This is a genomic window from Paraburkholderia sp. UYCP14C (genome assembly GCF_004197395.1).
GTDB lineage: Bacteria > Pseudomonadota > Gammaproteobacteria > Burkholderiales > Burkholderiaceae > Paraburkholderia.
Window position 1 is genome coordinate 32,378 of the sequence record NZ_SELS01000028.1, and the last position, 18,774, is coordinate 51,151.

At 64.8% G+C, this 18,774-nt stretch carries 17 protein-coding genes; 13 read left to right on the top strand and 4 right to left on the bottom strand.

The genetic code is table 11. The features are described from left to right. Window positions 1–29 precede the first annotated feature (29 nt). The 4 genes from EVC45_RS24295 (at window position 30) to EVC45_RS24310 (ending at window position 4,459) form a co-directional block, all read left to right on the top strand. Window positions 30–1,277 carry an amidohydrolase family protein gene (locus EVC45_RS24295; RefSeq protein WP_129960843.1) on the top strand — a complete coding sequence of 416 codons (1,248 nt, stop codon included), beginning with the start codon at window positions 30–32 and terminating at the stop codon, window positions 1,275–1,277. A gap of 74 nt (window positions 1,278–1,351) precedes the next feature. Beyond that, entirely contained in the window at window positions 1,352–2,272 is a 921-nt protein-coding gene (locus EVC45_RS24300) for a LysR substrate-binding domain-containing protein (protein WP_129960776.1), read from the top strand. A 127-nt stretch (window positions 2,273–2,399) separates the two neighbouring features. Next, on the top strand, window positions 2,400–3,464 hold the full coding sequence (locus tag EVC45_RS24305) for a PotD/PotF family extracellular solute-binding protein (protein ID WP_129960777.1): 1,065 nt from the start codon (window positions 2,400–2,402) through the stop codon (window positions 3,462–3,464). A gap of 17 nt (window positions 3,465–3,481) precedes the next feature. Then, entirely contained in the window at window positions 3,482–4,459 is a 978-nt protein-coding gene (locus EVC45_RS24310; protein ID WP_129960778.1) for a N(4)-(beta-N-acetylglucosaminyl)-L-asparaginase, read from the top strand. A 43-nt stretch (window positions 4,460–4,502) separates the two neighbouring features. Here EVC45_RS24310 and EVC45_RS24315 read toward each other — a convergent pair whose 3' ends face one another. Continuing rightward, on the bottom strand, window positions 4,503–5,213 hold the full coding sequence (locus EVC45_RS24315; protein WP_129960779.1) for a FadR/GntR family transcriptional regulator: 711 nt from the start codon (window positions 5,211–5,213) through the stop codon (window positions 4,503–4,505). 270 nt (window positions 5,214–5,483) lie between these two features. Between EVC45_RS24315 and EVC45_RS24320 the strand changes: the two genes are divergently transcribed. The 9 genes from EVC45_RS24320 to EVC45_RS24360 all read left to right on the top strand — a co-directional run bounded on the left by EVC45_RS24320 (window position 5,484) and on the right by EVC45_RS24360 (window position 15,166). Then, window positions 5,484–6,506 carry a zinc-binding alcohol dehydrogenase family protein gene (locus EVC45_RS24320; RefSeq protein ID WP_168991529.1) on the top strand — a complete coding sequence of 341 codons (1,023 nt, stop codon included), beginning with the start codon at window positions 5,484–5,486 and terminating at the stop codon, window positions 6,504–6,506. Window positions 6,507–6,526: 20 nt separating this feature from the next. Beyond that, window positions 6,527–7,660, top strand: coding sequence for a mannitol dehydrogenase family protein (locus tag EVC45_RS24325; RefSeq protein ID WP_129960781.1), 1,134 nt, complete (start codon window positions 6,527–6,529; stop codon window positions 7,658–7,660). 118 nt (window positions 7,661–7,778) lie between these two features. Then, complete coding sequence (locus tag EVC45_RS24330) at window positions 7,779–9,065, top strand: MFS transporter (RefSeq protein ID WP_129960782.1); 1,287 nt, start codon at window positions 7,779–7,781, stop codon at window positions 9,063–9,065. Between the two features lie 48 nt (window positions 9,066–9,113). Further along, window positions 9,114–10,661 carry a UxaA family hydrolase gene (locus EVC45_RS24335; protein WP_129960783.1) on the top strand — a complete coding sequence of 516 codons (1,548 nt, stop codon included), beginning with the start codon at window positions 9,114–9,116 and terminating at the stop codon, window positions 10,659–10,661. Window positions 10,662–10,714: 53 nt separating this feature from the next. Continuing rightward, window positions 10,715–11,980 (top strand): alpha-hydroxy acid oxidase, encoded by a 1,266-nt coding sequence (locus tag EVC45_RS24340; protein ID WP_129960784.1) that lies wholly within the window; start codon window positions 10,715–10,717, stop codon window positions 11,978–11,980. A 17-nt stretch (window positions 11,981–11,997) separates the two neighbouring features. Further along, entirely contained in the window at window positions 11,998–13,416 is a 1,419-nt protein-coding gene (locus tag EVC45_RS24345; RefSeq protein ID WP_129960785.1) for an FAD-binding oxidoreductase, read from the top strand. Window positions 13,417–13,612: 196 nt separating this feature from the next. Beyond that, window positions 13,613–14,146, top strand: a complete 534-nt coding sequence (locus EVC45_RS24350) for a DUF4142 domain-containing protein (RefSeq protein ID WP_129960786.1) — start codon at window positions 13,613–13,615, stop codon at window positions 14,144–14,146. Window position 14,147: 1 nt separating this feature from the next. Beyond that, the gene (locus EVC45_RS24355) at window positions 14,148–14,453 is read left to right on the top strand and encodes a cupredoxin family copper-binding protein (protein ID WP_129960787.1); all 306 of its coding nucleotides are present in this window, start codon (window positions 14,148–14,150) and stop codon (window positions 14,451–14,453) included. Beyond that, on the top strand, window positions 14,450–15,166 hold the full coding sequence (locus EVC45_RS24360) for an RNA polymerase sigma factor (RefSeq protein WP_129960788.1): 717 nt from the start codon (window positions 14,450–14,452) through the stop codon (window positions 15,164–15,166). Before EVC45_RS24355 ends, EVC45_RS24360 begins: the two co-directional genes overlap by 4 nt. A gap of 79 nt (window positions 15,167–15,245) precedes the next feature. Here EVC45_RS24360 and EVC45_RS24365 read toward each other — a convergent pair whose 3' ends face one another. Genes EVC45_RS24365 through EVC45_RS24375 form a run of 3 tightly spaced genes read right to left on the bottom strand, consistent with a single transcriptional unit; the run spans window position 15,246 to window position 18,771 of the window. Further along, window positions 15,246–16,841 carry a GMC oxidoreductase gene (locus tag EVC45_RS24365; protein WP_129960789.1) on the bottom strand — a complete coding sequence of 532 codons (1,596 nt, stop codon included), beginning with the start codon at window positions 16,839–16,841 and terminating at the stop codon, window positions 15,246–15,248. Further along, entirely contained in the window at window positions 16,838–18,370 is a 1,533-nt protein-coding gene (locus EVC45_RS24370; RefSeq protein WP_129960790.1) for a patatin-like phospholipase family protein, read from the bottom strand. Before EVC45_RS24370 ends, EVC45_RS24365 begins: the two co-directional genes overlap by 4 nt. Next, window positions 18,367–18,771, bottom strand: coding sequence for a DUF4345 family protein (locus tag EVC45_RS24375; RefSeq protein WP_129960791.1), 405 nt, complete (start codon window positions 18,769–18,771; stop codon window positions 18,367–18,369). Before EVC45_RS24375 ends, EVC45_RS24370 begins: the two co-directional genes overlap by 4 nt. Between the last annotated feature and the right edge of the window lie 3 nt (window positions 18,772–18,774).

Sequence of the window (18,774 nt, forward strand, 5' to 3'; positions counted from 1 at the left end):
ACCCCGGCCCTGAGCCGGGAGGAGAGATGATGGAGTCGATTCTGTTCTCGCACTGCGCGCTGCTCGACCCGGTTGCCGGCGAGTTGCGCGAGGACCACGCGGTGCTGGTGGAAAACGGACGCATCAAGGAGGTCTCGGATCGGCCGATCCGCAGCGCGTCCGCGCGCGAAATCGATGTGCGCGGCAAGACGCTGATGCCTGGCCTGATCGATCTGCACGTGCACGTGCATGCGACGCAGCTCAACCTCGCGGCCCAGGTGAATCTGCCGAACGTGCTGGTCACGCTGAAATCGCTGCCGCTGTTGCAAGGCATGCTCCGGCGCGGCTTCACGACGGTGCGCGACGCCGGCGGCGCGGGCTTCGCGCTCAAACAGGCGCTCGAACAGGGCCTCGCCGATGGTCCGCGGCTGTTCGTGTCGGGCCGCGCGATCAGCCAGACCGGCGGACACGGCGACATGCGCAGCCGGAGCGACTACATCGGCATGGATAGCCCATGCGCGTGTTGCGCGCGGGTCGGCGCGATCTCGCGTGTCGCCGACGGTGTCGATGCCGTGCGCCGCGCGGTACGCGAGGAACTGCAGATGGGCGCCGACCAGATCAAGATCATGGCCTCCGGCGGCGTCGCCTCGCCCACCGATCCGGTCGGCGCATGGGGCTATTCGGAAGACGAGATCAGGGCGATCGTCCACGAGGCGCGGGCGCGCGGCACCTACGTGCTCGCGCATGCGTACACGGCCGAGGCGATCACGCGCGCGGTGCGCTGCGGGGTCCGCACGATCGAGCACGGCAATCTGGTCGACGCAGCGGCGGCGCGCGTGATGGCCGAGCACGGCGCGTTCGCGGTGCCGACGCTCGTCACCTACGATGCGCTCGCGAACGAAGGCGAATCGCTCGGCCTGCCCGCCGACAGCGTCGCGAAGATCGAGAGCGTGCGCCAGGCCGGCCTGCATTCGCTCGAAATCTTCCGCGCGGCGGGCGTGCCGATGGGCTTCGGCAGCGATCTGCTCGGCGCATCGCAGCGTCTGCAAAGCGATGAATTCCGCTTGCGCAGCCAAGTGCTGTCGCCGCTCGAGATCCTGCGCAGCGCGACCGTGGTCGGCGCGCAGGTGCTCGGCCAGGTCGGGCAGCTCGGGCAGATCACGGCGGGCGCGCACGCCGACATGCTGGTTGTCGACGGCAATCCGCTCGCGTCGCTCGACTGTCTGCTGGGGCAGGGCGAGCGCATTCCGGTCGTGATGAAGGGCGGTAAAATCCATGCCTTTGATTTGCCGGCGTGATATGCGCAGCGCTCCCGTGCGAGCGGGGTTGACAGCGGCGAGCGCCGGCGGCCCATGCAATCCGGAGAGAACGGATGGACTTTCGGCACATCGACGCATTCAGGGCGCTGATGCTCACCCGCACGACGACCCGCGCCGCGCAGGTGATCGGCACGTCGCAGTCGGGCATCAGCCGCCTGATTACCGACCTGGAGCGCTCGCTCAATCTGACGCTGTTCGATCGCAGCCGCGGACGGCTCGAACCGACCGTCGAAGCATTGGCGCTGTTCGAGGAAGTCGAGCGGCGCTATGCCGGCCTGAACAACATCCGCGAGTTCGCGCTGAGCTTGCGCAATCCGTCGGCCGCGGTGATTCGCGTGGGCTCGGTCGTGTCGTTCGGGCTCGGCTACTTCGCGCGCGTCATCGCGAACTTTCATCGGGGCCATCCAGCTGTGCAGATCTCGTTGACGACCGGGGCGTCGGACCTGATTCGCGATCAGGTGGTGTCGCGTCAACTCGCGCTCGGTCTCGTCACGAATACAGTCGATGTGACCGGCACCGATTCGACCGCGTTCGCGCAGCTCGATGCGATTTGCGCGTTGCCCCCCGGTCATCCGCTTGGCAAGCGCAAGATCATCAAGGTCGCCGATCTGCAGAATCAGCCGATTGTGTCGTACGATCTGCCCGAACTCGTGCGTTGGGGCATGGATCAGGTGTTTGCGACGGGCCAGTTGCAATCGCAGGTGGTGGCGACCGCGCCGTATTCGGTCAACATCGCGACGATGGTGAAGGAAGGCCTCGGCATCGGCTTGCTGCATCCGGTGTCGGCGTACGACTTCCTCGACTCGAATCTGATCCTGCGCCGCTTCGAACACGCGATGCCTTTCTACACGCTGAAGATCACGCCGCATGGCGCGGCGCCGGCTCCGCATCTCGACGAATTGTCGAAGGTGATGGAGGAGACGCTCGAAGAAGTGCTGGCGGCCGTGAATGCGCGCTTGACCGCAGCGATTTGACCTGTTGCCGCTGCGCGGCGGCAGCGGCGTTCCAAACCTATCCAATCAAATACAGATCGGACCACCAAGGCCCGAGCTCGTCTGTTGCGCCTCCTTTTCGAAAACGCATTTCTCCTGGAGAGAGTGTATGAATCACATCAACCAGCCACGTCGCCGTTTTCTTCGATCCACGGGTGCACTCGTCGCCGCATCCGCACTGGGTCCGTTCGCGGTGAAAGCCAACGCGGCCGGTGCGTGTTCGGGGCAAGTAGTGGTCGGCACGTGGGGCGGCGACTATCAACGCCTGCTGCAACAGAACATCGATTCGCTCGTGACGCCTACCGGTGATGCGATTACCTATGCGGTCGGCAGTGCGCTCGCGCGGCAGACCACGATGCGCGCCGAAGCGCACGGCCGGCGCAGCACGATGGACGTCGCGCTGCTGCGCGATAACGACATGTTCCAGATGTATTCCGAAGGCACGACCGCGAAACTCGACGACGCGCTGCTGCCGAACCTTGCCAACGTGATTCCGCAATTTCGCCGCAGCTACGCGGTGCCGCACATCTTCAGCGCGCTCGTGCTGGTCTACGATACGGATCGCGTGCGCACGCGCCCCGACGGTCTCGCCGCGCTGCTGGACCCGCAATTCAAGGGCAAAATCGGCCTGGTCGATGATCAGTATGACTATCTGACGCTCGCGGGTGCGCTCGCCTCGGGCGGACAGGCGAGCGATCTCGCGCTTGGGCAGAAGTATTTGCGCGCGCTGCGCGAGGCGTCGCCGCGCGTGTATCCGTCGGTCGATGCGCTGGCGTCGGCGCTCAAGAGCGGCGAGATCGTCGTGACCGTCACGTGGAAGGCGCGCACGCTGCAGTGGAAAAAAGCCGGCCTCGCGGTCGATTACGTGTTCCCGAAGGAGGGCGCATTGCCGGCCACGTTCGAGGCGGCGGTGACCGCGGGCAGCAAGTCGTCCGCGTGCGCGTTTCCGTATCTGAATGCGATGCTCGATCCGCGTTCGCAGCGCGCGTTCGCCGAGTCGATGGGCTACGCGCCGACGATCGCGAATGCGAACCTGCCGCCGTCGTTGCAACAGGCGGTGGGATTCTCGGGCAAGGAACTGGAGCGGATCGTGCCGGTCGACTTCGCGATGTTGATGAAACACAAAACGGAAATGCTCGACTTCTGGAACAAGGATTTTCGCGCTGGCCTTTGACCGAAAGAACTGAACACATGATCATTCTGACCAACAACGAAGGTAAATCCGGCATCGGTTTGACCGCGCAGCTGCTGCGCGACGGCGGTGCCGGGCTCGACGCGGTCGAGGCGGGCATCCGGCTCGTCGAAGATGACGACGAGGTGCGCACGGTCGGGCGTGGCGGCTGGCCGAATCTGCTCGGCGAAGTGGAGCTCGATGCGTCGCTGATGGATGGCTCGACGCTGCGCACTGGCGCGGTCGGCGGTCTGAAGGGGTTCAGGCATCCGGTGAGCGTCGCGCGCGCGGTGATGGAGCGGCTGCCGCACGAGTTGCTGATCGGCGAGGGCGCCGCGCGCTATGCAGCCGAAACGGGCGCGGAGCGTTGCGAACTGCTCGCAGAGCATTCGCGCGAAGCATACGCGCGCTGGTTCGATGGCGAAGTGAGCGGGGCCGATAAAGCCGCATGGCCGAACGTGCGGCTCGAACGCTATTGCCACGACGCGGTCGATCCGGAGATCGGCAAGGACACCACCGTTTTTCTGGCACTGGACAGCGCGCGCAACGTCGTGAGCGGCACGAGTACGTCGGGATGGGGCTGGAAATATCCTGGCCGTCTCGGCGACAGTCCCGTGATCGGCGCGGGCTCCTATGCCGATAGCCGTTACGGCGCCTGTGCGTGCACGGGCGCGGGCGAGATGACGATTCGCGCGGGCACGGCGCGCGCGGTGGTGCTCTACATGAAGATGGGGATGAGCGTCGAGCGCGCGGTGAGCGAAGCCGTCGACGACATGCGCGCGCTCAAGGGCGGCTTGATCAGCCGCGTGACGATTCATGCGATCGACGCGGCGGGCAATCATCGCGTGGTGGCGGTCAATGGCTTGCCGGGCAATCACTACTGGGTGTGGACGCCCGGCATGGCAGAGCCACAACGCCGTGATAGCGAGCTGATTCAGATCTCGGAGGGGGAGCCGCAGAGCAAGCGGATTGCGATGCAGGTTTATACGGACGTTTGAGGGCGACACGCCTCTGCGCATCAGCCGTATCTCGCAGCGGCGCCTAAGGCGTGCGCTGCCCCCCGGTAATCACCCGCTCCAACGACAGCTTCAAGTGACGCTGCATCGCCGCCTGCGCCTGAATCGGATCATGCGCTTCCAGCGCTTCGAGAATCACCAGATGTTCGTCGGGCACGGCGCCCCACGTCGTTTCGTTTTCGAAGTGGCCGCGCAGCTTTTCCGACAGCGGACTATGCCGCGCATCGAATAACGTGCTGACGGTGCGCACGAGCACCTCGTTACCGGACATCTGCGCGATCGCGAGATGGAACGCGCGATCGGCCGCGACCGGAATTCTGCCTGCCTTCACCTCGCGCTGCATCTCGTTGTAGATGGCGCGCAGCATCTTCAGGTCTTTCGGTTTGCAGAACGGTGCGACGCTCGCGATGATCGAGCCTTCGATCAGGCAGCGTGCGCCGAGGATGTCGAGCAGGCTATCGCCGAGTTCGGCCTGCGACAGCGACGCATCGTTCTGCGCGGACGGCGTTGCGCACAGATAGACGCCCGAGCCCATGCGAATCTCGACCAGCCCTTCGAGTTCCAGCGCGACCAGCGCCTCGCGCACCGACGGCCGCGACACGCCGAGCGTCTCCGCCAGCGCCCGCTCGGGCGGCAGGCGGCCGTTCGGCGCGAACTCCGGCTGAGCGATCAGATCGCGCAATTTTTCCGCGATCTGAAGATAGAGACGGCGAGGGTCGGCAGGTTTGGCGGTCACGAAACGTTTCCCGGCGATGGAGCTTGTGCAAGCCCGATAAGGCGAGCGCCGATTGTAGATCGAAGCGCCCGGCGCGCAAACCGCGGCCCCTCGGTGGGCGATCGGTCAGCGTTCGGGGTTTCCCCAATTCCTCGAAAATTGGCTTGACCAGTATCTCATGCGCCGTTACTTTTGCAAATTGGTAAGGCCAGATTGACGCCAGGTAGACGCCCGACGAGCAGCTTTGCGGGCCGCTGCGCTCCCCCATACCCGAACAATTCCTCCATGACGATGAAGACAGTCATTTGCGAACAACCCGGCAAGCTCGCGCTCGCCGAACGTGCAATGCCCACCGCGGGTCCTGACGACGTGCTGATCCGCATCCGCCGGGTCGGCATCTGCGGCACCGACTTCCATATCTTCACCGGCAATCAGCCGTATCTGTCGTATCCGCGTGTGATGGGGCATGAGCTTGCCGGCATCGTCGAAGCGGCGCCGGCCGGCGCGCGCGTCGCGGCCGGCGACCAGGTGTACGTGATGCCGTATCTGTCGTGCGGGCGCTGCGTCGCCTGCCGCGCGGGCAAGGGCAACTGCTGCGTGAACATCCGCGTGCTCGGCGTCCATACCGACGGCGGCATGACCGAGTACCTCGCGGTGCCGCAGGCGTTCGTCTTCAAGGCCGACGGCGTGACGCTCGACGAAGCCGCGATGCTCGAGTTTCTGGCGATCGGCGCACACGCGGTCGCGCGCGCCGACGTGCAGGCCGCGCAGCGCGTGCTGGTAGTCGGCGCGGGACCGATCGGCATGGCCGCGACGATCTTCGCGAAGTTGCGCGGCGCCGTAGTCACGGTGCTCGATGGCCGCGCGGACCGCTTGTCGGTGTGCGCCGGCGCGTTGCAGGCGGATCACACGGTGCTGCTCGACACCACCGAGGCCGCGACCGATGCCGCCCAACTCGCCGCACTGACCGGCAATGAGTTCTTCGACGTGGTGTTCGACGCCACCGGCAACGTGAAGGCGATGGAGCGCGGGCTGCAGTTCGTCGCGCATGGCGGCAAGTACGTGCTGGTGTCGATCGTCAGCGAGCGCATTTCGTTTGCCGATCCCGAGTTTCACAAGCGTGAGACGACCTTGCTCGCGAGCCGCAACGCAACCGTCGCCGACTTCGAAACGGTGCTCGACGCGATGCGCGCGGGTAAGATTCCGACGGCCGCGCTCAATACGCACGTGGTCGAACTCGCCGATCTGCCGGGCGAATTCCCCAACTTGCTGAAACCGGATGCCGGCGTCATCAAGGCGCTGGTCGCCTGTTGAGCGAGCGGGGATAACGAACAATGGGCAATCCGATCCTTCAATTCGGCACCAGCCGGTTTCTGCAGGCGCACGCGGATCTGTTCGTGTCGGCGGCACTCGATGCGGGCCGGGCGTTGGGCCACGTCACCGTCGTACAGACGACGGCCAACCCCGAGAGCGTCGCGCGCATCGACGCGCTACGCGCGCACCGGCAATACGACGTGCGCATTCGGGGCCTGCGCCGCGAAGCGGTGATCGATACGACCACGCGATGTCACGCGATTACCGAGGCATTGAACGCGCAAACCGATTGGCCGACCGTGGTGGAGCGCTTCGCGCGCGATGCGCGCGTGGTGATCTCGAACACCGGCGACCGGGGCTACGACTGTTTCGCCGACGACACCGCCGAGTTATTACGTAACGACGCAAGCGCGCCGCGCGGATTCGCCGCGAAGCTCGTGGTGCTGCTGCATGCACGCTTCAATGCCGGCGCCGCACCGCTGACGCTGCTGCCATGCGAACTCGTGTCCAACAACGGCGACACACTGCGTAGCCTCGTCGCCGATATCGCGCGCGGCTGGAACGCCGGAACCGGGTTCCTGAGCTACATCGAGCACACGTGCGTCTGGGTCAATTCGCTGGTGGACCGCATCGTATCCGAGCCAATCCGGCCGGTCGGCGCGGTTGCCGAACCCTACGCGTTGTGGGCGATCGAGCGGCGTGCCGGCATGGTGCTGCCGTGCGAACATGAAGCGATGATCGTCACCGACGACCTGCTGCACTACGAGCGCCTGAAGCTGTTCTTGCTGAATCTCGGGCATACGTGGCTTGCCGAGCGCTGGCAGGCCGACGCACGCGATCCCGACGAAAACGTGCTGCACGCGATGCGCGATCCGCTGTTGCGTACCGATCTCGAATCGCTGTGGCGCGACGAAGTGCTGCCGGTCTTCGATGCGCTCGGCGAGAGCAGCGACGCACGCGCCTATCTCGACGACGTGCGCGAGCGTTTCGAAAACCCGTTCCTCGATCATCGCCTCGCCGACATCGCGCGCAATCACGAGCAGAAGAAGGAGCGGCGCTTCAAGCCGGTGATCGAGCTCGCGCGCGAGCTTGGCGTGCGTGTCGAGCAACCGCGGCTGAATGCGGCGCTTGCCGCGTGCGCGCACGACGGCTAGCGGCGCAGGCCGCAAATCCGCAGTAAATGTGTAGCAAACCCCGGCAGCACACCGGCGGCCGCGAGGCCGCGCGGTTCATCCAAATAGAGTAGATGCCAGCCCAGGAGGAGACGGTTTCATGAAGAAGATGCGTTGGGTAGTGATTTTTCTATGCTTTCTCGCGATCGCGGTCAATTACATCGATCGTGCGAACCTCGCGGTTGCCGCGCCGCAAATCGAAAAGGCGCTCGGTATCGGCCCCGCCGAGATGGGCTTCATCCTGAGCGGGTTCTTCTGGACCTACGCGTTGATGCAGATGCCGTTCGGCTGGTTCGTCGATCGGGTCGGCGCGCGCATCGCGTTGCCGCTCGCGGTCGGCTGGTGGTCGGTGTTTACCGCGGCCACCGCGGTCACGTCCAGCGTCGCCGGCATGTTCGGCTGCCGACTGTTGCTCGGCGTCGGCGAGGCGGGCGCGTATCCGTCCTGCACGAAGCTCGTCAGCCAATGGTTCGAACCGAAGGAGCGCGCGATCGCGACGAGCATCTTCGATAGCGGCTCGCGGGTCGGCTCCGCGCTGTCGATTCCGGTGGTCGCGCTGATCATCGGCACGCTCGGCTGGAAGGCGGCTTTTGTCCTCACCGGCCTGCTCGGCGCGGTGTGGATCGTCGGCTGGTTCGTGATTTACCGCAATCCCGTGCAGGACGCGATGGAAACCGCCCACAACGCTGTGCAGGCGACTCAGGCACGAGGCGAGCAGGACAAAGTGACGTGGGCATCGCTGTTTCGTCACCGCACGCTGTGGGGCATGATGCTCGGCTTCTTCTGCCTGAACTTCGTGATCTATTTCTTCATTACGTGGTTTCCGAGCTACCTCGTGCAGACGCGCGGCTTCTCGCTGAAATCGCTCGGCACGCTCGGCATGATTCCGGCACTGATCGCGATTCCGGGCGGCTGGCTCGGCGGCTATGTGTCCGACGCGCTGTTCCGGCGCGGCTGGAGCCTGACGGCCGCGCGCAAGACCTGCATGGTCGGCGGCATGCTGTTGTCGTCGGTGATCACGCTGTCGGCGTTCACGGAGAACACCTATCTGATGCTCGCGTTCTTCGGCATCGCCTACGGCAGCCTCGCGTTCGCCGCGGCCAGCATCTGGTCGCTGCCTTGCGACGTCGCGCCGACGCCGCGCCATGTCGCGTCGATCGGCGGCATCCAGAACTTCGCGTCGAATCTGGCGGGCATCGTGATCACGACGTTCACCGGCGTGATGGTCGCAATGACGAAGGGCTCGTTCACGATTCCTCTCGTCGTCGCGGGCGGTTTCTGCTTTCTTGGCGCGTTCAGCTATCTTGTCATCGTGGGACGCATCGAGCCGCTGTCGCTGGAGTCGGACAGCCGCGATCTGCCGAAGGGCGCGGGCTCCACGATCTGACGTATTCTGTTTCAACGCTCACGGATAACCCTGTTTTCGAGGCTTTTCATGTCGACTCAAGCTAGCGTCGCGTCCGCAATCATCCGCCTGCATCCCGGCGACGACGTCATCATCGCGACCCGGCAGCTGTTGCCGGGCACGCGCATCGAGGCGGAACGACTGGTCGTCGCCGGGCTGATTCCGCCGGGCCACAAGATCGCGACGCGCGACATCGCGCAGGGCGAGCCGGTCAAGCGCTACAACCAGATCATCGGTGTCGCGCGGGAGGCGATCGCGCGCGGCCAGCATGTTCATACGCACAACCTCGGCATGTCCGAGTTCGCGCGCGAGCACGCGTTCGGCGTCGATGCGCAGCCGACCGTCTACGTCGACGAACCCGCGCATTTCATGGGCATTCGCCGAGACGACGGCCGCGTCGCGACGCGCAATTTCATCGGCATCCTGACGAGCGTGAACTGCTCGGCCACGGTCGCGCGCGCGATCGCCGATCATTTCCGGCGCGACGTGCATCCCGACGCGCTCGCCGACTATCCGAACGTCGACGGTGTGATCGCATTGACGCACGGGCTCGGCTGCGGCATCGACATGCAAGGCGAGGGCATTTCGATCCTGCGTCGCACGCTCGCCGGTTACGCGGTGCATCCGAACTTCGCGTCGGTGCTGTTCGTCGGGCTCGGCTGCGAGACGAACCAGATCGACGGCGTGCTCGCGGCGGGCGGCCTCGACGCCAATTCGATGAAGCTGCGCAGCTTCACGATCCAGGACAGCGGCGGTACGCGCAAGACGATCGAACGCGGTATCGCGATGGTGCGCGAGATGCTAGACGACGCGAACCGCGTGCAGCGCGTGCCGGTGCCGGCTTCGCATCTATGCGTCGGCCTGCAATGCGGCGGCTCGGACGGCTACTCGGGCATCTCCGCGAATCCGGCGCTCGGTGCCGCGGTCGATCGGCTGGTGCGGCATGGCGGCACCGCGATCCTGTCGGAGACGCCGGAAATCTACGGTGCCGAGCATCTGCTGACGCGCCGTGCGGTGAGCGCCGCGGTCGGCGACAAGCTGCTCGCGCGCATCGCGTGGTGGCAGGACTATTGCGCGCGCAACGGCGGCGCGATGGACAACAACCCATCGGCGGGCAACAAGGTGGGGGGCCTCACGACGATCCTCGAAAAATCTCTCGGCGCGGTCGCGAAGGGCGGCACGACGAATCTGGTCGACGTCTACGAATATGCGCAGCCGATCGCCGCGAAGGGCTTCGTGTTCATGGATTCGCCCGGCTACGATCCGGTGTCGGCGACGGGGCAGGTCGCTTCGGGCGCGAACCTGATCTGCTTCACCACCGGGCGCGGCTCCGCATACGGCTGCGCGCCGTCGCCGTCGTTGAAGCTGGCGACCAACAGCGCGTTGTGGGAGCGCCAGCAGGACGACATCGATATCAATTGCGGCGGTGTGATCGACGGCAGCGCGAGCATCGACGAACTCGGCGAAGCGATCTTCCGCATGATGCTCGACTGCGCGTCCGGCACCCGCACGAAGAGCGAGCTGCACGGCTATGGGCAAAGCGAGTTCGTGCCGTGGCAGGTCGGCGTGGTGACCTGAGCGGCTGCTATTGCGGCAACACAAACAAATAAATCACGCACAGGAGGATGCAATTGGAACGCCGCCTTTATTCAGGCCGCGACGTGAAGCGCGCGCACAGCATCGATGATCTGCGCGCGATGGCCCGCAAACGTCTGCCGAATTTCTGTTTCGAGTATGTCGAGGGCGGCGCCGAAGACGAAGCGACGCTGCGCCGCAATCGCGACGTATTCGGCGAAATCGCTTTTCTGCCGCGCACGCTGGTGAACGTCGAGCAGCGCAACCAGAGCGTGACGCTGTTCGGCGAACGCAGCGCGGCGCCGTTCATGATCGGCCCGACCGGCTATAGCGGCCTGATGTTTCGCGAAGGCGACGTCAAGCTCGCCAGTGCCGCTGCGGCGGCCGGCATTCCGTTCGTGCTGAGCAACGTGTCGACGGTTTCGCTCGAGGAAGTCGTGCGGCGCGCGGGCGGTCGCGTGTGGATGCAGGTCTACATGTACCGCACGCGCGAATTTCTCGCCAAACTGGCGCAGCGCGCGAAGGCCGCGGGCATCGAGGCGCTGGTCGTCACGACCGATAGCGCGGTGTTCGGCAAGCGTGAATGGGACCTGCGCAACTACATCGAACCGTTGAAACTCGACTGGCGCAATAAATTCGACGTGCTGCGCCATCCGCGCTGGATGGCCAACGTGCTGTGGCCCAACGGCATGCCGCGCTTCGCGAACCTCGGCGACTTGTTGCCGCCGGGCCAGGACAGCGTGAAGGGCGCGACGATCACGCTGGGCCGGGAACTGGACCCGTCGTTATCGTGGGACGATATCCGCTGGCTGCGCGATCTGTGGCCGGGGCGGCTGATCGTCAAAGGCGTGCTTGGCGCACCGGATGCGCTGAAGGCGCTGGAGGTCGGCGTCGACGGCATCGTGCTGTCGAACCACGGCGGGCGGCAACTCGACAGCGCGGTATCGGCAATGGACGTGCTGCCCGAAGTCGTCGATCAGGTCGGCGGTAAGCTCTGCGTGATGCTCGACGGCGGGTTTCGCCGCGGTTCGGAGATCCTCAAGGCGGTTGCGCTGGGCGCCGACGCGGTGTTGCTCGGACGCGCGACCACCTATGGTCTGAGCGCGGGCGGTCAGCCGGGCGCCGAGCGTGCCATCGAGATTCTGATGACCGAGATCGACCGGGCGCTCGGTCTGCTGGGCTGCGGCGATATCGCCGGGCTCGACCGCAGTTATCTGCGCTGGCTAGCGCATCGGGCGCCGCTCGCGCGTGTGCGAGCGGGGACGCAAACGCAAATGCAAATGCAAACGGGGCAAGCGCGCGCAGCGGCGCTACCCGTGTGACGAACTGGAGATCAGCGATGCAGCACGAACCGAGCGCGGCGAGCCGCGGTAACGAAGCCGTCGCCGCGCTGCGCGCCGCGCTCGGCGCGGACATCGTGAGCCTGCCGGCCGAATTTGGCGGACGGCAGTTCGCGGACTGGAGCGGCACGCCGTCGACCGAACCGATCGCGCTGATCCGCCCGCGCACCACCGACGAGGTCGCCACCGCGCTCAGGATCTGTCATCAGTTGCGCCAGCCGGTCGTCACGCAAGGCGGCATGACCGGCCACGCGGGCGGCGCCTGCGTGCTCGGCGGCGAGGTCGCGCTGAGCGTCGAGCGGATGAACGGCGTTCTCGACATCGATCCGGTCAGCGCGACGATGACCGTGCTCGCCGGCACGCCGCTGCAGGTGGTGCAGGAAGCGGCCGATCACGCGGGCTTCATGTTCGCGCTCGACCTCGGCGCGCGCGGCAGTTGCACGATCGGCGGCAACATCGCGACCAATGCGGGCGGCAATCGCGTGATCCGCTACGGCATGATGCGCGACCAGGTGCTCGACGTCGAAGCGGTGCTCGCCGACGGCAGCGTGATTGGCGGCGAGCGCAAGATGATCAAGAACAATACCGGCTACGACCTGCGCAACCTGCTGACGGGCAGCGAAGGCACGCTCGCGGTCATCACGCGCGCGGTGCTGCGTCTGCGCGCCAAACCGCGCGCGATCTCGACCGCGTGGTGCGGCATGCCGGACTACCCAGTGGTGACCACGCTGCTCGGTCGCGCGCAGGAGCGGCTGCCGGCCGGCGTGTCCGCGTTCGAAGTGATGTGGCCGAGCTATTGCGACTTCGTGCGGCAACGCCTGCCCGAACTGCGCGTGCCGCTCGCGAGCGATCACGCTTACTACGTCCTGCTCGAAACTTGCGGCGCGGACCCGGAACGGCAGTCGGCGGCTTTCGAGGAGTTCCTCGCCGACATGCTCGAGGCCGGCGTGATCGCCGACGCCGCGATCGCGCAATCGGACGCGGATGCCGCGGCGTTCTGGGCGATTCGCGACGCGCCGGCCGAATATCCGCGCCTGATACCGGGACGCATCTCGTTCGACATCAGCTTCGCGGTCGCGCAGGCGGGCGATGCGGCGCAGCGTTGCGACGAGCGGTTGCGCGCGCGCTGGCCGCTCGCGACGATCCTCGTGTACGGGCATCTCGGCGACGGCAATCTGCACGTGGTGGTGCAGGAACCGGGCTGGACCGACGAGGCCATCGACGAGGTCAAGCGCGTCGTTTATGAACTCACGGGAGAAATGGGCGGCTCCGTATCGGCCGAACATGGAATCGGCGAGGAGAAGCTGGGCGTGCTCGGTCTGTCACGCTCGCCGGCCGAACTCGCGGCGATGAAGGCGATCAAGCTCGCGCTCGATCCTCACAATATTCTGAACCCCGGCAAGGTGATCGCGATGTAGTGGGCGGGGCGGTCTGGCGTCGTGCTTTGATGTGTGCAGGCAATTCCAGGCGCGTGTCGTCGCCCGCGTCGGGCGCGTCGGCCGTGAGCAGAGGGCCGTCGAACTGGGCTGAACCGCGCTTTCAGTCGATCGGGAACGCGGCTCTCCGACGTGACATCCAATCCCATATCTGCAACGGAATACGGGGAGATGTCATATGAAACTCATCCACACAGTGCTGGCGGCGGCGCTCGCGTTGACGAGCATCGCGTCCAATGCGCAGGGCGCCGGGCCGGGCGACCCGCAGATCGCCGCGATCGTCGTGACGGCCAATCAAGTCGATATCGACGCGGGCAAGCTCGCGGAAACCAAAACCAAATCGAAGGACGTCAAGGCGTTCGCGCAGCGAATGGTCACGGATCACAGCGGCGTCAACAAGGCCGCGACCGATCTAGTGAAAAAGCTCAAAGTGACCCCCGAGGATAACCCGACGAGTCAGAGCATCAAGCAGGGCGGCGACGCGAACATCGCCCGGCTGAAGACACTGTCGGGCGACAGTTTCGACAAATCGTATATCGATCACGAGGTCGCCTATCATGAAAGCGTGATCGACGCGCTAGACAAGACGCTCATTCCGGGCGCGAAGAATGAGGAACTGAAGGCGCTGCTCGTGAAGGTGCGGCCCGCGTTTGTCGCGCATCTCGAACATGCGCGGCATTTGCAGGCGGAACTGGCAAAGAGCGGTGCGTGATATGCGCCTGCTGGTTTGTCTGATGGGCGCACTCGTGTTGCACGTCGATGCGATGGCGGCGACGTACGTCGTCGTGATCGAACAGATGCGGTTCGATCCGCCGGCGTTGACGGTGGCGCGCGGCGATCGCGTGGTGTGGATCAACAAGGACCTGTTTCCTCACACCGCGACAGCCGACGCGAAGGCGTTCGATTCGCATGACATCGCGCCGGAGGCATCGTGGAGTTACGTGGCGCGCAATCGGGGACGCTACGCATATTCGTGCACGCTGCATCCGACGATGCACGCGGTTCTGACCGTACGATGAAAACGATGATGAATCTTCCTATCGAAACCACTGACGACGACCTCGGCATCGCGCGTCGCATCGCCACGGGCGATCGTGCCGCCTTCGAACTGCTGATGCGAAGGTATAACCGCCGGCTCTACCGCCTGGCGCGCGCGACCTTGCGCAACGATGCCGAAGCGGAAGATGCGCTACAGGACGCGTATCTGCACGCGTACAGATCGATCAGCCAGTTTCGCGGCGATTCGCAATTGTTCACATGGCTGTCGCGGCTGGTGCTGAACGAATGTTTCGCGCGATTGCGGCGCTCGGCACGGCGTCAGAATGTGATTCCGATCGTGGACGCGCCCGAATCCATCGAACATGCCGATGCCATGACCACGGCCGACGACGATGCCCCCGACCGGGCGTTCGCGCGTTCGCAAGTGCGCGCGCTGCTCGAACGCAAACTCGATGAATTGCCCGAGCTATTTCGCGTCGTGTTCGTGCTGCGCTCGATCGAGGAGATGAGCGTCGAGGAGGCCGCGCAGTGTCTGAACATTCCCGAGGCGACGGTGCGGAGCCGGCATTTTCGCGCGCGCAGCATGTTGCGCGAGTCGCTTGCTCAGGCGCTCGATCTCGCCGAGCGCGACGTGTTCGAGTTTGGCGGCGCGCAGTGCGATTGCATCGTTGCGAGGGTACTTTCGAAAATATCCGGTGGCGCGTCACCGGCTGCGATAGGGACGAGCGCATGAATGAAGTCCGCTACCGCGGGAGATATGCCGGCAAATGCGCTTTTGCCGTCGTTGCGGGATGGTCGATACGAAATCCAAATCAGGCCTTGCCGAGCAACACCGCGACGTTGCGCTCAGCGAGCGCCGCGATCGTGCGCGATGGGTTCAGCCCCAACGCTCGCGGCACAACCGCACCATCCATCACATACAGATCTTCGTAGCCGAATACTTTACCGTTCGCGTCAACGACACCATCCGCCGCGGTGAGGCCCATGTTGCAGCCGCCGAGCGGGTGAGGGGTGATCAGCTTGTGCAACTCGCTCCACGTCGGTGGGACGAACGGTTGGCCGCCGGTGGCGGCCGACAACCGCTGGTGTGCGTCGATCATGGCGTCGACCACCGCGCGAGATCGAATATACGACCAGTCGAGTCGCAACTCGCGGCGCCAGGGGGCATACCAGCAGCGACCCAGGCGCATCCGCCCGTCGCCCGGATCGATCGCCTGGCCGAACCACGGCATCATGTTGTCGACGGGGTCCTCGGAGTCAAAATGGCGCGCGAAGCTACGCCAGAAGGTGCGCGACACGCCACGAGGCGTACGCTGAAGGCGGCGTTGCACGAGGTCATGCATAAGATCGGGTACCCCGCCGTCTTCCACGAACAGTGACTGCCCGTTGGCGCCAGCATGGTCCAGCAGGTCGATCGCGGCGGAAATGGTCACGCCATGTGACGGCGAAATCTTGCGGTCCCGATAGAACGTTGGGGTGACGAAATCGCCGTTGAACGCCCATCCGCAGCCGAGCCGCGAAGATAGATCGGGCAGTGAGCGATGTTCGTCGCGACAGCGTAGCAGCAACTCGGTGCTGCCGATCGAGCCGGCGCTAACGATCACTTTGGTCGCCGTTGCGGTCCCGGGCGTGCAGCCGCCTGTTGATCGATCAACCACATTGAAATGCACACGCCATCCAGGGCCAAGCGGCTCAATCTTTTGCACTACATGCAGCGGCAGGATCTTTGCGCCGTGACGCTCGGCGACGGCGAGATAGTTCAGGTCGAGTGTATTCTTCGCCGACACCTGGCAGCCGATGTCGCAGTTACCGCAGTGTACGCAGGTGCCTTGCTCCACCCCATGCACGTTAGTGAACCTGACCGAATGCTTGTCGCTGCGAGCATCGGGCAAAGACGGGTCGTAGTCTCGCGAGAAGCTGACGGCCAGCGGCAGCTTTCGAAAGCGGTCGCACCAGCCACATGCGTCGGCGGCCTCGCGCATGAGTCGCGTGCGTTCGCTAAGCTGGTTGTCGGGTAGTTCCTGAACAGACAGCATGTATCCCACGATCTCGTAGTAGGGCTTGAGCGCTTCATACGTGATCGCGGGCGGCCAGCCGCGGTCAAAGGCGTCACGTTTAGCTTCGACCGAGACATTGGCGTAGATCAGCGATCCTCCACCCACACCCGCGGCAGCGACTACCCACATGTTCGAGAATGCGCGCAGGTCGGCCCAGCCATTGAATCGTTGCGGATGCTGCTGGTTCCACAACCAGGAGTCGGCATCGTCGCGCGGATAAGTTTGCGGGGTCCAGCGGCGGCCACGTTCCAGCACCACTACGTCACGTCCCGCCTCCGCAAGACGACAGGCCGCGACTGCACCGCCAAAGCCGCTACCGACGATGATCACATCGTGTTCGAACCCGCTCATGTCGGCGATCTCCTGATATAGATGCGCCACAGTTCCGATACGAAGAACCTGAAGAACCGCGAGATCGCATGTGCCGCTTGTCGCGAGTCAGGCGCATTCGTGGCGTAAACCGTTTGCATCAGGCGCCCGAGCTGGGGCACGCCAAGGTGTAGCACGCCGGCGCCGACCACGGGTCCCGTCGCATCGCCGCCCCGGTGCAACGTGGTGTAAAGGGTCGTCGTCTCGCCCCACATCCTGAATGGGCTGCCAATGCGGACATGCTTCTTGCCTGCCAGATAGTACGGCTGGCCCGCGTGACGAAATCCAATTTCGTAAATCATGTAGGTTAGCTCTGGATCGTCGCAAGGCGTGAACAGGCCGAAGACGCCCGACTCCGACGGCATCGCGAGTCCAAACGGGGCGAAATCTATGTGGCCCGTCAGGCCACCGAGATGACGAGGGTCGGCAATGAAAGCCGCCATGTCGTCGATGTGGATCGTGGCGTTCATGGTCAGCGGGGTGCCATCGCTGTCGCTCTCGACGGCGCCTGGGTCGGTCGCCCCCAGACGAAAGCCGCCCGCCATCGTCTCGCGAAAGCTCAATCCCACGCCGGGCTCGCGCATCACAGCTGCACTCGGGTTCAGCGGCGACGGAGTACTGATGCGCAACGTACGCCGCGCATCACGGTAGCCCATGTCGATCAGTGTCGCGGCATCGATCCGTCCTCGATAGAAGTCGGGGTCGAGTGGCAGGGGCACCTCCGGCTTGATCACATGGACGGAGATGGGCTGATCGTGTCCGAAGACACACTCGCCGCACGCGATCCTGCGATTGATATCCGCGATCGTCTCCAACTCCCGGTTAAGCGCGCCCCCCGCACTCATCTCGATCATGTGCACATACTGGTTGAACGCGCCATCGCGGTAGACGGGCGTGTTGCCGATGCACCAGACGAGCCACAGCTCGCGCGCGCCTCGCTCGACACAACTCAGCAGGTTGGCGTCCTTGATCCAGACCGCATCCGTCCATGTCTTGCCGTCGGCTTTCACGGCGGGCATGAAGATGGGCAGCGAGGCGGCCGCGACCAGCCGGGGCAGGTCGAGCTGCGGGTGAGGGATGGGCACCACGGTTTTGTCGTCGAAGCAGCAGGCATTGAAGGAGCCATCGATGCCGGCCGCCGCGCGAACCCGGTTGATGTCGATACCCAGCGCAGGGTAGACATGCTCCGTCAAGCCGGCGGCGCTGCCCAACGCGCTCATGTTCGCGACGTGCAGGTATTCAGGCGCCGGGCGCAGCGCGGCGAATTGCTTGACGGGCAGTGCTCGCCAACGCGCGCATAACTCGTCCGGCGGCACACCGGACAACAAGGCAGCCAGATTGATCGTGCCGCCCGAGGCACCGTCGGCGTGACTGAATCGCAGTCCCTCGTCTATTAGCGCCTTGACGGCACCCGCCTGGTAGGCGACACGCATGCCGCCGCCGGCCAGCACCAGTGCGCGACGAACAGAGGGATTGTCAGCCGCGATAGGCGGGCAATGGTTTGCGCTCACGACGTTCTCCCGCGCCAGACGACTTCCCACACGAGAAATCCCGTCACGGCCTCCAGTACACAGAACGCGATGAAGACCTTGGTGGGAATGCCATCGACGATGAAACTCAGTACCCGAGCCGTGACATCGGCCCAAAGGCCGCCGGGAAACACCCGTGATGCCGTGAGAGGCAGGAAGATTTCGTTCCGGAAGGCCCGGCAAAACACACCGAAGCCCAGCTCGAGCGCTTTGAGAAAGCGATATTGGCTGGGAAAGGTGGCCCGGTGCGGTTCGGTGATCGAATCCAACCGCACTTCGAAGATGTGAGGAAGCTCCCAGGCGGCGATGAAGATTCCGCTTGCGCCGATGCCCAGAAGCATCAGCATGTAGCCCCAGAAGCAAACGCGCGCCAGGCGTTTCATCGG

What these genes read in the sequence shown, in the direction of transcription:
- EVC45_RS24295 (WP_129960843.1), top strand. Translation starts at nt 30, where the DNA reads ATGGAGTCGATTCTGTTCTCGCACTGCGCGCTGCTCGACCCGGTTGCC.
- EVC45_RS24300 (WP_129960776.1), top strand. Translation starts at nt 1,352, where the DNA reads ATGGACTTTCGGCACATCGACGCATTCAGGGCGCTGATGCTCACCCGC.
- EVC45_RS24305 (WP_129960777.1), top strand. Translation starts at nt 2,400, where the DNA reads ATGAATCACATCAACCAGCCACGTCGCCGTTTTCTTCGATCCACGGGT.
- EVC45_RS24310 (WP_129960778.1), top strand. Translation starts at nt 3,482, where the DNA reads ATGATCATTCTGACCAACAACGAAGGTAAATCCGGCATCGGTTTGACC.
- EVC45_RS24320 (WP_168991529.1), top strand. Translation starts at nt 5,484, where the DNA reads ATGAAGACAGTCATTTGCGAACAACCCGGCAAGCTCGCGCTCGCCGAA.
- EVC45_RS24325 (WP_129960781.1), top strand. Translation starts at nt 6,527, where the DNA reads ATGGGCAATCCGATCCTTCAATTCGGCACCAGCCGGTTTCTGCAGGCG.
- EVC45_RS24330 (WP_129960782.1), top strand. Translation starts at nt 7,779, where the DNA reads ATGAAGAAGATGCGTTGGGTAGTGATTTTTCTATGCTTTCTCGCGATC.
- EVC45_RS24335 (WP_129960783.1), top strand. Translation starts at nt 9,114, where the DNA reads ATGTCGACTCAAGCTAGCGTCGCGTCCGCAATCATCCGCCTGCATCCC.
- EVC45_RS24345 (WP_129960785.1), top strand. Translation starts at nt 11,998, where the DNA reads ATGCAGCACGAACCGAGCGCGGCGAGCCGCGGTAACGAAGCCGTCGCC.
- EVC45_RS24350 (WP_129960786.1), top strand. Translation starts at nt 13,613, where the DNA reads ATGAAACTCATCCACACAGTGCTGGCGGCGGCGCTCGCGTTGACGAGC.
- EVC45_RS24355 (WP_129960787.1), top strand. Translation starts at nt 14,148, where the DNA reads ATGCGCCTGCTGGTTTGTCTGATGGGCGCACTCGTGTTGCACGTCGAT.
- EVC45_RS24360 (WP_129960788.1), top strand. Translation starts at nt 14,450, where the DNA reads ATGAAAACGATGATGAATCTTCCTATCGAAACCACTGACGACGACCTC.
- EVC45_RS24365 (WP_129960789.1), bottom strand. Translation starts at nt 16,841, where the DNA reads ATGAGCGGGTTCGAACACGATGTGATCATCGTCGGTAGCGGCTTTGGC.
- EVC45_RS24375 (WP_129960791.1), bottom strand. Translation starts at nt 18,771, where the DNA reads ATGAAACGCCTGGCGCGCGTTTGCTTCTGGGGCTACATGCTGATGCTT.